The organism is Nocardioides sp. Z35_8 (genome assembly GCF_059621125.1).
This window is the reverse complement of sequence record NZ_JCAQIE010000001.1, coordinates 2169002-2182787: the sequence shown is the minus strand read 5'-3', so window position 1 is coordinate 2182787 and position 13786 is coordinate 2169002. Positions and strand designations below refer to the sequence as shown.

14 protein-coding genes are annotated in these 13786 nt (G+C 73.6%); 3 read left to right on the top strand and 11 right to left on the bottom strand.

Annotated features, from left to right (window positions below):
- Positions 1-19: 19 nt before the first annotated feature.
- The 4 genes from AC54T2_RS10510 to paaK form a co-directional block, all read right to left on the bottom strand.
- Positions 20-1318, bottom strand: coding sequence for a S8/S53 family peptidase (locus tag AC54T2_RS10510; RefSeq protein ID WP_496666135.1), 1299 nt, complete (start codon positions 1316-1318; stop codon positions 20-22).
- A gap of 296 nt (positions 1319-1614) precedes the next feature.
- Positions 1615-2085 (bottom strand): DUF5709 domain-containing protein, encoded by a 471-nt coding sequence (locus AC54T2_RS10505; protein ID WP_496666134.1) that lies wholly within the window; start codon positions 2083-2085, stop codon positions 1615-1617.
- A 53-nt stretch (positions 2086-2138) separates the two neighbouring features.
- A complete protein-coding gene (locus AC54T2_RS10500; RefSeq protein WP_186341571.1) occupies positions 2139-4253 on the bottom strand; it encodes a DEAD/DEAH box helicase in 2115 nt (704 codons plus the stop codon).
- Between the two features lie 196 nt (positions 4254-4449).
- Positions 4450-5757 carry a phenylacetate--CoA ligase PaaK gene (paaK, locus tag AC54T2_RS10495; protein ID WP_496666133.1) on the bottom strand — a complete coding sequence of 436 codons (1308 nt, stop codon included), beginning with the start codon at positions 5755-5757 and terminating at the stop codon, positions 4450-4452.
- Positions 5758-5816: 59 nt separating this feature from the next.
- On the opposite strand from paaK, the gene AC54T2_RS10490 reads away from it, so the two are divergent.
- A complete protein-coding gene (locus AC54T2_RS10490) occupies positions 5817-6443 on the top strand; it encodes a TetR/AcrR family transcriptional regulator (RefSeq protein WP_496666132.1) in 627 nt (208 codons plus the stop codon).
- On the opposite strand, the gene paaI is transcribed toward AC54T2_RS10490, so the two are convergent.
- The 6 genes from paaI to paaA are packed head-to-tail and all read right to left on the bottom strand — an operon-like array spanning position 6397 to position 10694.
- Positions 6397-6801, bottom strand: coding sequence for a hydroxyphenylacetyl-CoA thioesterase PaaI (paaI, locus tag AC54T2_RS10485; RefSeq protein WP_186341568.1), 405 nt, complete (start codon positions 6799-6801; stop codon positions 6397-6399). The two genes, AC54T2_RS10490 and paaI, sit on opposite strands and share 47 nt — an antisense overlap.
- On the bottom strand, positions 6794-7849 hold the full coding sequence (gene paaE / locus AC54T2_RS10480) for a 1,2-phenylacetyl-CoA epoxidase subunit PaaE (protein ID WP_241005358.1): 1056 nt from the start codon (positions 7847-7849) through the stop codon (positions 6794-6796). Before paaE ends, paaI begins: the two co-directional genes overlap by 8 nt.
- A gap of 2 nt (positions 7850-7851) precedes the next feature.
- A complete protein-coding gene (paaD, locus tag AC54T2_RS10475) occupies positions 7852-8364 on the bottom strand; it encodes a 1,2-phenylacetyl-CoA epoxidase subunit PaaD (RefSeq protein WP_496666131.1) in 513 nt (170 codons plus the stop codon).
- On the bottom strand, positions 8361-9317 hold the full coding sequence (paaC, locus tag AC54T2_RS10470) for a 1,2-phenylacetyl-CoA epoxidase subunit PaaC (protein ID WP_489976580.1): 957 nt from the start codon (positions 9315-9317) through the stop codon (positions 8361-8363). The genes paaD and paaC overlap by 4 nt, the downstream gene beginning before the upstream one ends.
- A gap of 40 nt (positions 9318-9357) precedes the next feature.
- The gene (gene paaB / locus AC54T2_RS10465; protein ID WP_186341566.1) at positions 9358-9738 is read right to left on the bottom strand and encodes a 1,2-phenylacetyl-CoA epoxidase subunit PaaB; all 381 of its coding nucleotides are present in this window, start codon (positions 9736-9738) and stop codon (positions 9358-9360) included.
- Complete coding sequence (gene paaA, locus AC54T2_RS10460) at positions 9735-10694, bottom strand: 1,2-phenylacetyl-CoA epoxidase subunit PaaA (protein WP_186341565.1); 960 nt, start codon at positions 10692-10694, stop codon at positions 9735-9737. The genes paaB and paaA overlap by 4 nt, the downstream gene beginning before the upstream one ends.
- Positions 10695-10802: 108 nt before the next feature.
- On the opposite strand from paaA, the gene paaZ reads away from it, so the two are divergent.
- Both paaZ and AC54T2_RS10450 read left to right on the top strand, forming a co-directional pair.
- Positions 10803-12833, top strand: coding sequence for a phenylacetic acid degradation bifunctional protein PaaZ (paaZ, locus tag AC54T2_RS10455; RefSeq protein WP_496666130.1), 2031 nt, complete (start codon positions 10803-10805; stop codon positions 12831-12833).
- Between the two features lie 38 nt (positions 12834-12871).
- The gene (locus AC54T2_RS10450; RefSeq protein WP_186341564.1) at positions 12872-13090 is read left to right on the top strand and encodes a PLD nuclease N-terminal domain-containing protein; all 219 of its coding nucleotides are present in this window, start codon (positions 12872-12874) and stop codon (positions 13088-13090) included.
- 10 nt (positions 13091-13100) lie between these two features.
- Here AC54T2_RS10450 and AC54T2_RS10445 read toward each other — a convergent pair whose 3' ends face one another.
- Complete coding sequence (locus AC54T2_RS10445; protein ID WP_496666129.1) at positions 13101-13757, bottom strand: SDR family oxidoreductase; 657 nt, start codon at positions 13755-13757, stop codon at positions 13101-13103.
- Between the last annotated feature and the right edge of the window lie 29 nt (positions 13758-13786).

Here is a 13786-nt window from a genome sequence, read left to right as displayed (position 1 = left end):
TTCCTCGCCCGAGGGGCTGTCAGCCGCCGCCCGGCGAGGCGCTGGTCGGCCGGGCGTCAGGGTCGTGGATCGGGTCACCGCGCTCGTCGAGGTGCGCGTGCACGGCCCGCTGCGCGTACGTCGTGGGTGGGCCACCGACGCGCAGCCTCGAGTGACCGTGGCCCGTCGCCCCCGGCGGGCCGACCTCGACGAAGAGGTCCTCGTGCTCGGCGGCGTAGAGCTGCTCGCACGTCTCCAGGTCCGCCAACGACCACAACTCGCCCAGCTCGTGGTCGAGCGCGGCGGCGACGGCGGCTCGTCGCTCGTCCCACCGGCCGCCGTCGGCGAAGAGCCGCAGGAACCGCGAAGGGGTCATGTCGGCGAGGAGCGCCCGCACCGACTCGCGGGACACGACACCCGCGCCGCCGCCGACGGGGTCGGGCGCGGGGCCGGGGCGGGCGGTGGCGAGGAGGACGCGCGCCACCCAGTCGGCGCCGGCGTCGAACGCCACGGGCACCTGCTGCGCAGCGGCATGGTCCATGACCCGGCCCAGCCACCAGATCCGGCGCATCGTCGCTCCCGCGTAGATCACCGAGCCGGCAGGCGAGATCCCGCGGCCCTGGCGAAGCGCGACGAGCGCGTCGACGTCGTCGCGGGAGAAGTCGCTGTCGACGTGGGCGAGCCGGGAGGGCGCCGGCATCTCGGCGAGCCGCTCCCCTGCCCGGGCGGCGCTCGCCTCAGCGGCCAGGCACTGGAGCATCGAGCGGATCCAGACGCAGAGGACCGCGACGCGCGCGGCGGCCAGGCCGGTACCCGGCCTCGCGGGGCCGGTGGGGTCGGTCCCGTCCGCGGTCAGGGTCGGTCGTGCCCCGTCGACGGTGCCGCGGCTCGAGCAGTCGAGCAGCAGCCCGTCCGGCGTGCACCCGGCCACCGCGATGACGCCCGGGGCGCGGGCGAGGTCGTCGAGGGTGCCCGGGCGCGGACCCCAGTCGCCCGCGGCCGCCACCACGAGCCGGTTGCTCTCGCGCAGGAACCGGGTGGCGTGCGCCAGCGGGTCGGACTCGGGATCCCGCGAGCGGGTCACCCCCAGGCTGAGGCGGTAGACGTGCGCGTCGTGGGCCTTGGCGGCATCCAGCGCGTGGAGGAGGCGCAGCCGGGTGCGCGGGTAGCGCGGCCACGTGCGCAGCACCTCGAACCTCGGGTCGGGAGGCACTCCGGCGGGCCAGGCCAGGAGGGGCAGCCCGCGGAACACGATCCCGCCGTCGGCGGTGTCGTACGGGTCGCCGTCGCGCAGGTCCGGAGGGGCGGGCAGGAGGTGCACGTCGAAGCGTCGTGCCATGCCTGCCTCCCTCGGTCCCCCGGCCACGTGGCGGGACCGCCCTCACTCGTGGGGCGTGGACGTCACCGTGGCGGTGCCGCGGACCTGCCGGTCCCGGGCCATGGCCCGGACCCCGTCGGTCACGCCCATCCGCTCTCCCGTTCCTGCGGCTCCCCCTGCTCGGGGCGCCTACGTCCACGGTGACCCCTGCCCCGCGCCACGGTCAAGGCCGGACGGCCCGGGTCGCCGACGCCGATCGGGGAGGATCCGAGCCACCTGGTGACCGACCCGGATCCGCCACGATCACGCGGGCGCGGTCAGTAGTCGTCGGGCTCCGCGGGCTCGGGCTCGCGGGTGAGGTGCATCGCGGCCTCCTCGGCCGACGCGCCGGCGCCGTCGATGCCGATGTCGTGGGCGATCTCCTGCTTGTCGCGGTCCTCGCCCAGACCCTGGTCGGGAGCGACGAGGCGGCCGGTGCGCTCGTCGGGCTCGTCGAGGCCGAGCTGCTCGTCGAGCGCGTTCTCGTCCTCGCTGTCGTCGTCGGCGTCGTCCTGGGCGTAGGGGTCGGGGTCCGGCTCCTCCTCGGCCAGCCGCTCGTCGAGGGACTCGCCCTGGCGGCGCTCGGCCTCGGTCGGGTAGTCGTCGTAGCCCTTCGGCGCGCGGTCGGGCGGGGAGTAGCCGCGGTCGAGCACGTCGTCGAGGTCGGTGTCGTCGAGCGTGTCCTCGGGCTGGAGCTGGTCCTCGTCGTCGATGGACATGTCGAGGTAGGTCTCGCGGTCCTCCGTCATGCCTACAGGCCTACCCGACCCGCGCGGGGCGGGCAAGGGCCGGACGGGACCGCTCAGCCGAGCTCGCGCTCGAGCGCCTCGGTCAGCAGCGTCACCAGCGCCTCGGTCTGGATGTTGGCCGAGGACGACACCTCCTCGTCGGAGCCGTCGAGCGCCCGGGCGGCGAGGCCGGCCTTGGAGTCGATCAGCTCGGCGATGCGGGTGTCGATGGTCTGCGCGGCGATGATGCGCCACGCGGTGACCGGGTCGCTCTGGCCGATGCGGTGCACGCGGTCGATCGCCTGGGTCTGCTCGGCGTCGGTCCACGACAGCTCGGAGAGCACGACGTTGGAGGCGACCTGCAGGTTGACGCCGACGCCGGCCGCGGCCAGCGAGCAGACGATGACCTGGACGTCGGGGTCGTTGACGAAGGCGTCGATCGCCTTCTCGCGGGCCCGGGGCGTCTGGTCACCGCGGATCGAGGTGTGCTTGAGACCGCGGCGGGTGAACGTGTCCTCGGCGATGTCCATCACGTCGACGTGGCGGGCGAAGAAGACGACCTTGCCGACGTTGCGGGCCAGCTGCGCGGCGTAGTCGGCGGCCAGGCCGGCCTTGGCGCGCCCGATCCTGCGGAACATCGAGAAGACGTTCTCGCCGCCGGTGCCGGAGTCCATCTCCTCGCGCTCCCACGTCGCGACGCGGCGGACGAGCTCGTGGTCGATGCCGTCGACGACCGAGCCCGTACGACGTGTCTCGAGCGCGGCCCTGTAGCGCTGCACGAGGCGACGGGCGAGGTCGTCCTCGGCCGCCCGGATGGAGCGGGTGTCCTCGTCGTCGAGCTCGACGGGGATGTCGGCGATGCGGCGGGCCGGGATGTCCTCGGCCACGTCGACCTTGCGGCGACGCACGATGCCCATGTCGATGACGGCCTTGCGCGCCGCGGGGTAGAACGGCGGGTCGGCCGGGGTCAGGTCGGTCTCCTCGAGCGCCTCCATCAGCCGGGCCAGCGGCTTGGTGTCGTCGATCCAGCCCAGGAACTGCCAGATCGCGCGGAAGTCCTCGATGTCGTTGATCAGCGGGGTGCCGGTCAGCGCCATGAGCAGCGGGCGGGCGGTGCGCGCGCGGAGCTGCTCGGAGAGCTCGAGCACGTGGCGCGAGCGCTGCGAGGTCTTGTTCTTGATGAAGTGGGCCTCGTCGACGACCATCCCGCGGAAGCCGAAGGAGCCGAGCCAGCCGACGTGCCGGTCGAGGATCTCGTAGTTGACGATGATGACGTCGGCGAACGCGTCGACCTCGTCGCCGTCGCCGTGGATCACGGTGGCCCGGCGGCGGGGCGTCCAGCGCTCGGTCTCGCGGGCCCAGTTGGTCTTGACGACGTTGGGGCACACCACGAGCAGCGGGAACGCGTCGGCGGCCTGCGCGGCGAGCAGCGCCTGCGCGGTCTTGCCGAGGCCGGGCTCGTCGGCGAGGAGGAAGGTGCGGTGGCCCTCGGCCGCGGCGGCGATGAGTCGCGCCTGGTGCGGCATCAGCTCGAGCTTGCCGGGGGCGCTGAGCGAGGTGGCCTCGGGCAGGTCCATGCACGAGGAGGCGCCACCGAGCTCGAAGGAGCGGAAGAGCGGGCCGAGGAGCTCCCACGACGACAGCCGGCCGTGGATGCTGCGGCGCTCGCGGCCGATGCCGAAGTCGGGCACGAGGAACGGGTTGGCCAGCTGGTGCTGGACCACCGAGCGGGGCACCACGCGGCGCTCGCCGAGACCGGGGCCGGCCTCGTCGTCGGGCTTGGGCTCCTCGGGGGCCACCTCGACGCCGGCCCGGCGCAGCATCTCCAGGCGCAGGTCGCGGGCGCTGTCGGTGACCACGGCCTCCTCCGAGAGCAGGCCGAAGAGCGAGGGGTCGCGGGTGGCGGTCTTGGCCAGGATCGTGGCGATGCCGTCGAGGCGCTTGAGCTCGTCGGCCTTCTGGGCCTCGCTCAGCTCGGTGGAGGCCCGCACGTCGGTGCGGTGCTCGCGCACCAGCAGCGCGACGACCTGGAAGCGCACCCGCTGGCCGGGGGCGAGCGGGCCGCGCTGCACCGCCGACTCGAGCTCGCGCACGGCGCGCGCCAGGACCGGGACGATGCCCTCGTTGTCCTTGTGGCGGGCGTGCGCAGGGGTGCGGCGACTGCCGCGTTGGCGCTGGCGCTGGGCCAAGGTGGTCCTCCCGGACTGGGTACGCGTCGTGGAGCAGGCGACCCGTACGGCTCTGCCTGGCACGCCACGGCGTGGAGGTGTGGAGCGGGCGTCAGGTGCGCGGTGGCGACGGATCAGGGGCGATCACTGCGGCACGGCGTCTGGACGCTCGGACCACTGTACCGCCCGCGCGCCGGTTGCCGGTAAACGCATTGCCTCAGCGCGCCGCGCGGTGGTCGACGATGCGGCGCATCTTGCCCACCGAGCGCTCGATGGAGGCCACGTCGACGACCTCGACGCCGACACTGACGCCGATGGAGGCCTTGATCCGCTGCTGCAGCTCGGACTGCGCGTGGGCGGCCTCGGTGTCCGTCGTGGCGTCGCGTCGCTCGACCCGCACGGTGAGGCTGTCGAGGTTGCCCCGGCGCTCGAGGTGGCACTGGAAGTGCGGCGAGAGGGTCGCGATGCCGAGCACGATCTCCTCGATCTGCGTGGGGAACAGGTTGACCCCGCGCAGGATGATCATGTCGTCGGTGCGTCCGGTGATCTTCTCCATCCGCCGCATGCTGCGGGCGGTGCCGGGCAGCAGCCGGGTCAGGTCGCGGGTGCGGTAGCGCAGGACCGGCATCGCCTGCTTGGTGAGCGTGGTGAGGACCAGCTCGCCCTCCTCGCCGTCGGGCAGCACCTCGCCGGTGACGGGGTCGATCACCTCGGGGTAGAAGTGGTCCTCCCAGACGTGCAGGCCGTCCTTGGACTCCACGCACTCGCTCGCCACCCCGGGACCGATCACCTCGGACAGGCCGTAGATGTCGACCGCGTGCATGTCGGTGCGCTCCTCCATCTCCCGGCGCATGTCGTTGGTCCACGGCTCGGCGCCGAAGATGCCGACCTTCAGCGACGTCGAGCGCGGGTCGACGCCCTGCGCCTCGAGCTCGTCGAGGACCGAGAGCATGTAGGACGGGGTGACCATGATGATGTCGGGCTCGAAGTCGAGGATCAGCTGCACCTGGCGCTGCGTCATGCCGCCCGAGACGGGCACGACGGTGCATCCCAGCCGCTCGGCGCCCGCGTGCGCGCCGAGGCCGCCGGTGAAGAGCCCGTAGCCGTAGGCGTTGTGCAGCACCATCCCCCGCCGGCCGCCCGCGGCCCGGATCGAGCGGGCCACGACGTCGGCCCACATGTCGAGGTCGTCGCGGGTGTAGCCGACGACGGTCGGCTTGCCGGTCGTCCCGCTGGAGGCGTGCACGCGCACGACGTCCTCGCGCGGCACCGCGAACATCCCGAACGGGTAGTTGTCGCGCAGCGTCGCCTTGGTGGTGAACGGCAGCCGGCCCAGGTCCTCCAGCGACCGTACGTCGTCGGGGACGACGCCGGCCTCGTCGAGGGCGCTGCGGTAGTGCTGGACGTTGTCGTAGGCGTGGCGCACCGACCACTGGAGCCGCTCGAGCTGGAGGGCGCGCAGCTGCTCGACGGGTGCGGTCTCGATCGGCTCGAGGTCGCCGGGCTGCGGAGTCAGGTCGTGCACGGTGGGGTCCTCAGGGTGGCGGGTCGGGTCGCGGGTCGGGTCGTGGGAGGCTGGGGCTCATGACGGAGGGAGCGACGCGGCGCGGACGCCCGGGCCACGACCAGCACTCCGTGCTGCGGGTGGCGGTCGAGCTCTTCAACCGGCAGGGCTACGACGCCACCAGCGTCGGCGACGTGGCCCGCGAGCTGGGGCTGACCAAGTCGGCGATCTACCACCACGTGCCGAGCAAGGAGCACCTGCTGCAGAGCGCTGTGGACGAGGCGCTCGACGCGCTCACCGCCGCGCTCGACGAGGTGGCGGACGCCGAGGGCCTCGACGCCGGCCAGCGGCTGCGGGTGGCCGTGCGGGCCAGCGTGACGGTGCTGGTGCACCACCTGCCGGCGGTCACGCTGCTGCTCCGGGTGCACGGCAACACGCCCGTCGAGAAGGCGGCCCTGGCGCGCCGGCGCGCGATCGACGAGCGACTGGCCGACATGGTGCGCGACGCGGTCGACGAGGGCGTGCTGCGCGACGACCTCGACCCGCTCGTGATCAGCCGGCTGCTGTTCGGGATGGTCAACTCGCTGGTCGAGTGGGTGCGTCCCGGCATCGACGCCGACGCGCTCGGCGACGCCCTGGTGGCGCTGGCCTTCGACGGTCTCACCCACGGGACAGCACCCGGCTCCGGCCGCGGAACTGCGCGATGACCTCGCCGGCGTCGGGGTCGTCGGCACGCACGGTCACGTCGTAGAGCCCGGACCGACCGCGCAGCCACACCTCGCGCGCCCCGGCGTGGAGCGTCTGGCCCAGGCGCGCGGGCGCCAGCAGGTCGACGGAGAACCCCGCCGCCACCGTCACGGGCCCGCGGGAGTTGCAGGCGAGCGCGAACGCCGAGTCGGCGAGCGACGCGACCAGGCCGCCGTGGCACAGGTCGTGGCCGTTGACCATGTCGGGACGCACGACCATCGAGACCCGCGCGGCGCCGTCGCCGACGTCGGCGAGCCGCATCCCGAGCATGGCGCTGGCCGCGTCGGCCGCCCACATCTCGCGCGCCGGGTCAGGCATCGAAGTCGATGGTCACGGCGTCGCCGACCGGATAGGTCTGGCAGGTCAGCACGAACTGCCGGGCGACCTCGTCGGGCTCGAGGGCGTAGTTGCGCACCATCTCCACGTCGCCCGCGACGACCTTGGCCCGGCAGGTGCCGCACACCCCTCCCTTGCACGCGAACGGCAGGTCGCTGCGCACGGCCTGGGCGGAGTCGAGCACCGTCGCGCCCCGCGGCATCGGCGTGGTCGTCGTACGCCCGTCGAGGACGACGGTGACGTCGCTCGTCACGCCCTCGACCACGCGGTCGGCGTGGTGCAGCTCCGGGGGCGGCTCGTCGACGTAGAACAGTTCGAAGTGCACCTTGTCCTCGGGCACACCCAGCTCGGCGAGCACGGCGCGGGAGTCCTCGATGAGGCCGAGCGGGCCGCAGAGCCACACGTGGTCGAGCGCCCCCAGCGGCACCTTCAGCGGCAGCAGCCGGCGCAGTCGGGCGGCGTCGAGGCGCCCGCTGAAGAGCTCGACGTCGCGGGGCTCGCGCGAGAGGACGTGCACGAGGTCGAAGCGCGGGCCGTGCAGGTTCTTGAGGTCGCTGAGCTCCTCGGCGAACATCACCGACGTCGTCTCGCGGTTGCCGTAGAGCAGGGTGACCGAGCTGGCCGGGTTGGCCAGCACGGACGCCGCGATCGAGAGCATCGGGGTGACGCCCGACCCGGCGGCGATGCACAGGTGGCGCCCGGCCATCGCCGGGTCGGCACGGAAGCTGCCCGACGGCGCGGCGACCTCGATCCGCTCCCCCGGCCCGACCTCGCGGATGAGCCAGGACGAGAACATGCCCCCGGGGATCTCGCGCACCCCGATCCGGGGCGCGGCGCCGGCCGGGGCGCAGATGGAGTAGCTGCGGCGGTGCTCGACCCCGTCGACGACCCGGCGCAGCGTCAGCGACTCCCCCGGCTCGAAGGCGAACACGTCACGCAGGTCGTCGGGGACCTCGAAGGTGACGGCGGCCGAGTCGTCGGTGAGCGGCTCGACGCGGCTCACGGTCAGCTCGTGGAAGGCGGTGGCCACGCTCAGATCTCCTTGACGTGGTCGAAGGGCTCGCGGCAGGCGGTGCAGCGGTAGTGCGCCTTGCAGGCGGTGGAGCCGAACTCCGAGACCAGCTCGGTCGCGGCCGAGCCGCACTGCGGGCAGCGGACCTGGCGGGCCGTCGGCAGCAGGGTGAGCGGGATCGGCCCGGTCGCCGACGGCGCGGGTCCGGGAGGCGAGATGCCGGCCGCGGCGAGGGCGGCGCGGCCGGCGGGCGTGATCCAGTCGGTCGTCCAGGCCGGGGTGAGGCTGACGCGCACCTCGACGCGGGCGAAGCCCGCCGCCTGCAGCTCGCGCACCAGGTCGTCGCGCATCGTCGCCATCGCCGGACAGCCGGAGTAGGTCGGGGTGATCTCGACGACGACGTGGGAGTCGCCGACCACCTCGACGTCACGCAGCACGCCGAGGTCGGCCAGCGTCAGCACCGGGAGCTCGGGATCGGTGACCCGCTCCGCCACGCGGCGGGCGCGCTCGGTCGTGCGGCTCCTCAGCCTCACCACAGCCCCCTCGGGTGGGCCCGCGCGACCGACTGCATCTCGGCGAGCATCCGGCTCAGCGGCTCGCCGTGCATGCCGTCGCGCCCGGTGCGGCCGAGCACCCCGGCGCGCCGGGCGACCTCGGGGCGCGGCACGTCGGCGGCGGCCAGCACCTGCCCGAGGACGGCCTCGGCATCGTCGCGCACCGTCGCGGGGTCGACGCCCACCCCGCCCGCGGCCGCGGCTGCCTCGACCGGGTGGGTGTCGAACAGCTCGGGCCACAGCGGCCACAGGGCGTCGAGCGCGGCGACGAGCCGGCGACGCGACTCGTCGGTGCCCCCGGCGAGGGTGACGAACCACCGGGCGGCGTAGTCGCGGTGGTAGGCCAGCTCCTTGACGCCCTTGGCCGCGACGGCCGCGAGCACGTGGTCGCGGCTCTCCCGCAGCCGCTCGAAGGTCGCCAGCCGCCAGACCGAGAACAGCAGCACCCGCACCGTGGCCTCGGCGAAGTCGCCGTTGACCAGCTCGACGAGCCGCACGTTGCGGAACTGGTGGGCGTCGCGGAAGAACGCCAGCGCGTCGTCGGGCGGGGCAGGCGAGCCCTCGGGGAGCGTCGGCACGAGTGACGCGTCGGCCTTCGCGGCGCGGGCGAGCAGGAGCCGCGCCTGGCCGAGCAGGTCGAGCGCCAGGTTGGACAGCGCGATGTCGTCCTCGAGGTCGGGCGCGTTGCTCGTCCACTCCGAGACCCGGTGCGACATCACCAGCGCGTCGTCGCCGAGCATCAGCGCGTACGCCGCCAGCTCCGCGGCGTCGACGCCCTCGGGGACGGTCGTGTCGACGCCGGCGAGCGGGTCCTCGCCGTGTCCGTCAGGAACGGGGGCGGCGCCGAACGCCCAGTGGGCGTCGTTGACGAGCAGCCCGGAGTAGGCGCTGTCGTGCTCGTCCTCGTCGGGTGTCGCGATGTGGGAGTCCATGGCCTCGATCCGTCGACTGTCGGCAGGGGGTGGGACGACGTCACATGTGCGGGACGTCGGCGGGGATGTCGTAGAACGTCGGGTGGCGGTAGACCTTGTCGCCGCTCGGAGCGAACATCGGGTCCTTCTCGTCCGGGCTCGAGGCGGTGATCGCGGCGGCGCGCACGACCCAGATGCTCACGCCCTCGCTGCGCCGGGTGTAGACGTCGCGGGCGTGGAGCAGGGCCATCCGGTCGTCGGCGGCGTGCAGCGAGCCGACGTGGACGTGGTTGAGCCCGCGCTTGCCACGCACGAAGACCTCGTAGAGCGGCCACTCCGGCTCGGGGGCGGGCACCCCCTGCCCCGTCGGGACGCCCTGGAGCGGGACGGCGCCGTGGCCGCCCTCGGCGGAGAGGTCGGCCCCGGTCGGCTGGTCGCTCATCGGGCGCCTCCCTGCGTGCGGGCGTACGCCGTCGCGGCCTCGCGCACCCAGGCGCCGTCCTCGTGGGCGCGGCGCCGGTGGGCCATCCGCTGGGCGTTGCACGGGCCGTTGCCCTTGACGCCCTCCATGAACTCGTCCCAGTCGGGCTGGCCGAAGTCGTGGTGACCGCGCTCGGCGTTCCACCGCAGCTCGGGGTCGGGCAGCGTGACGCCGAGCGCTTCGGCCTGCGGCACGGACATGTCGACGAACTTCTGGCGCAGCTCGTCGTTGGTGTGGCGCTTGATCCCCCACGCCATCGACTGGGCGGTGTTGGGCGAGGCGTCGTCGGGCGGGCCGAACATCATCAGCGCCGGCCACCAGAAGCGGTCGACCGACTCCTGCACCATCGCGCGCTGCTCGTCGGTGCCGCGCATCATCGTGGCGAGCAGCTCGTAGCCCTGGCGCTGGTGGAAGGACTCCTCCTTGCACACGCGGATCATCGCGCGGCCGTAGGGCCCGTAGGACGTGCGGCACAGCGGCACCTGGTTGCAGATCGCGGCGCCGTCGACCAGCCAGCCGATCGTGCCGACGTCGGCGTAGGTCAACGTCGGGTAGTTGAAGATGGAGGAGTACTTCTGCTTGCCGGCGACGAGGAGCTCGGTGAGCTCGAGCCGGGAGACGCCGAGCGTCTCCGCGGCGGAGTAGAGGTAGAGCCCGTGGCCGGCCTCGTCCTGCACCTTGGCGAGCAGGATCGCCTTGCGGCGCAGGCTCGGGGCGCGGGTGATCCAGCTGCCCTCGGGCTGCATCCCGATGATCTCGCTGTGCGCGTGCTGGGCGATCTGGCGCACGAGCGTGCGGCGGTAGCCCTCGGGCATCCAGTCGCGCGGCTCGATGCGCTCGTTGCGCGCGACGGTGGCCTCGAAATGGCGCTCGAGCTCCTCCTCGGACGCCCCGGGCGCGGTCTGGGTCAGCGTCATCCGTCCTCCAGCCTGGGCAGTGCGGCCACATTTACTGACCGATCGGTCTGTATTAGTGTGGCATCCATCACCCCCTGGAAGCAAACACCGATCGGCGAGGAGCCCACCGTGACCCGACTGCTCGAGAGCTATGCCGCCGGCCGGTGGTACGCCGCCCCCACCGAGGGCGATCCGCTGCTCGACGCCGCGACCGGCGAGGAGGTCGCCCGGATCTCGAGCGCCGGCCTCGACCTCGGGGCGATGACGCACCACGCGCGCGCCGTCGGCGGGCCGGCGATCCGCGAGCTGACCTTCCACGAGCGCGCGCTGCTGCTCAAGGAGCTCGCGACGCACCTGAACGGGCTCAAGGACGAGCTCTACGAGGTCTCCCTGGCCACGGGGGCGACCCGGCGCGACTCGATGATCGACATCGACGGCGGCTTCGGCACGGTCTTCAGCTACTCGTCCAAGGCCCGGCGCGAGCTGCCCAACGACGTCGTGGTGTGCGACGGCGACCCCGAGCAGCTCGGCCGCACCGGGGTCTTCCTCGGCCAGCACGTCTACACCTCGCGCCCCGGGGTGGCGGTGCAGATCAACGCCTTCAACTTCCCCGTCTGGGGCATGCTCGAGAAGCTCGCGCCGGCCTTCGTGGCCGGCCTGCCGACGATCGTCAAGCCCGCCAGCCAGACGGCCTACCTCACCGAGCTGGTGGTGCGCCGCATCATCGAGTCCGGCATCCTCCCCGAGGGCTCGCTGCAGCTGCTCGCCGGCTCGGCCGGCGACCTGCTCGACCACCTCGGGGTGCAGGACTCGGTCGCCTTCACCGGCTCGGCGCACACCGCGGGCATCCTGCGGCAGCACCCCTCGGTCCTGCACGGTGGCGTCGAGCTCCAGGTCGAGGCCGACTCGCTCAACTGCTCGGTCCTCGGCCCGGACGTCACCCCGGACGAGCCCGAGTGGGACCTCTTCGTCAAGGGCGTGGTGACCGAGATGACCGCCAAGGCCGGCCAGAAGTGCACGGCGATCCGGCGCGCGATCGTGCCGTCCGCGGTGGCCGGGGAGGTGACCGAGGCGATCGCGGCCCGGCTGGCCACCATCACCGTCGGCGACCCCGGCGACGAGTCGGTGCGGATGGGCCCGCTCGCCTCCCTCGGTCAGCGCGAGGAGGTGCGCAAGGCGGTCGAGGCGCTGCGCTCCTCCGCGGACGTGGTCCACGGCGACCCCACGGCCACCTCGGGCTTCCTCGGCGACGCCGAGCGCGGCGCGTTCATGCAGCCCGTGCTGCTGCGGGCCCGTTCCGGGGCGCTCGAGCCCCACGACGTCGAGCCGTTCGGGCCGGTCTCGACGGTGCTGACCTACGACTCGCTCGACGAGGCGGTCACCCTCGCGGCACGCGGCAAGGGGTCGCTGGTCGGCTCGGTCGTGACGCACGACCCGGGCGTGGCCCGCACGCTCGTGCTCGGCCTCGCGCCGTGGCACGGGCGGATCCTGGTCCTCGACCGCGACGACGCCCCGGAGAGCACCGGGCACGGCTCGCCCCTGCCGACGCTCGTGCACGGCGGCCCGGGCCGCGCCGGCGGCGGCGAGGAGCTCGGCGGCGTACGCGGGGTGCTCCACCACATGCAGCGCTCCGCGATCCAGGCCTCCCCCGACATGCTGACCGCGATCACCGGGCGGTGGACGCGCGGCTCCCGGCGCACCGAGACCCCGGAGCACCCGTTCCGCCACTCGCTCGCCACGCTGCGCATCGGCGACACCATCACCTCCGAGCCGCGCACGATCTCGCGCGACGACATCGACCACTTCTCCGACTTCACCGGCGACACCTTCTACGCCCACACCGACCCGGAGGCGGCGGCGCGCAACCCGCTGTTCGGGGGCATCGTCGCCCACGGCTACCTCATCGTCTCGATGGCCGCCGGGCTCTTCGTCGACCCGGCGCCCGGCCCGGTGCTGGCCAACTTCGGCGTCGACGACCTGCGTTTCCTCACCCCGGTCAGGGCCGGTGACACGATCCGGGTGACGCTCACGGTCAAGCAGATGACCCCGCGCGCGTCGGCCGACTACGGCGAGGTGCGGTGGGACGCCCTGGTGACCAACCAGGACGGCGACCCCGTGGCGACCTACGACGTGCTGACGCTGGTGGCCAAGGAGGCCTGAGCGCGCCGACCCGGCGCCGGCCCCGGTAGCGTGCGGCCATGGCACAGAAGAAGTCGTGGAGCGACCTGACGCCCACCCAGAGGAAGCTCGTCGCCGCGGCCGGGATCGTCGAGGTCGCCCTCACCGCCTGGTGCGCCCGCGACCTCAAACGGCGCCCCTCCGACCAGGTGCGCGGGCCCAAGCTGCTGTGGGTACCGGCGCTGTCGGTGCAGCCGGTCGGCCCGATCGCCTACCTCGTCCTCGGCCGCAAGGGCTGAGGCCCGCGCCTCATCCGTCGTAGGGGACCTCGGAGCGCCAGTCGGCCTCGTCCGTCCTCACGGCCGACCACAGCGCCTCGGCGACCCGGTCCGGGGCGAACGCGCCCTCGCGCGCCAGGGCGCCGCGCACCGTCACCGAGACGGCGCGGATCCCGTGGGGCGCGAGCGTCTTGTCGATGCTCTGCACGAGGTTGCGCACGCCGGCCTTCTGCACGCCGAGGGACGCCGCGCCCTCCCACGGCTCGTCGGCGGCCACGCTGCCGGTCACGCTGATCCGCGCGCCGGCCGACATGAAGGGCCGCGCTGCCTGCACGGCCGTCAGCAGCGCACCCACTCCCAGCGCGACGTCGGCGAGCAGCTCGGCGACGGTGAGCTCCAGCGGGTCCTTCTGCCGGAAGACGCTGGGGTTGAAGTGCAGCACGTCGATCCGGCCGCTGTGCTCGCCGAACCGGCGTACGGCCGCCCGGGTGGCCTCGTCGTCGGTGACGTCCACGCGGGCGTGCCCGACCGTGGCGCCCCGGCGCTCGAGGTCGGCCGCGAGGTCGTCGAGGACGTGCTGGTCCTGGCCGAGCAGCGCCACGTCGTACCCCTCGTCGGCGAAGCGGCGCGCGAGCGACCCGCTCACGCCCGGACCGGCCCCCACGACGACGATCACCGGTCGGCTCATGGGACGTTCCTACAGGACCAGCGTGCGGG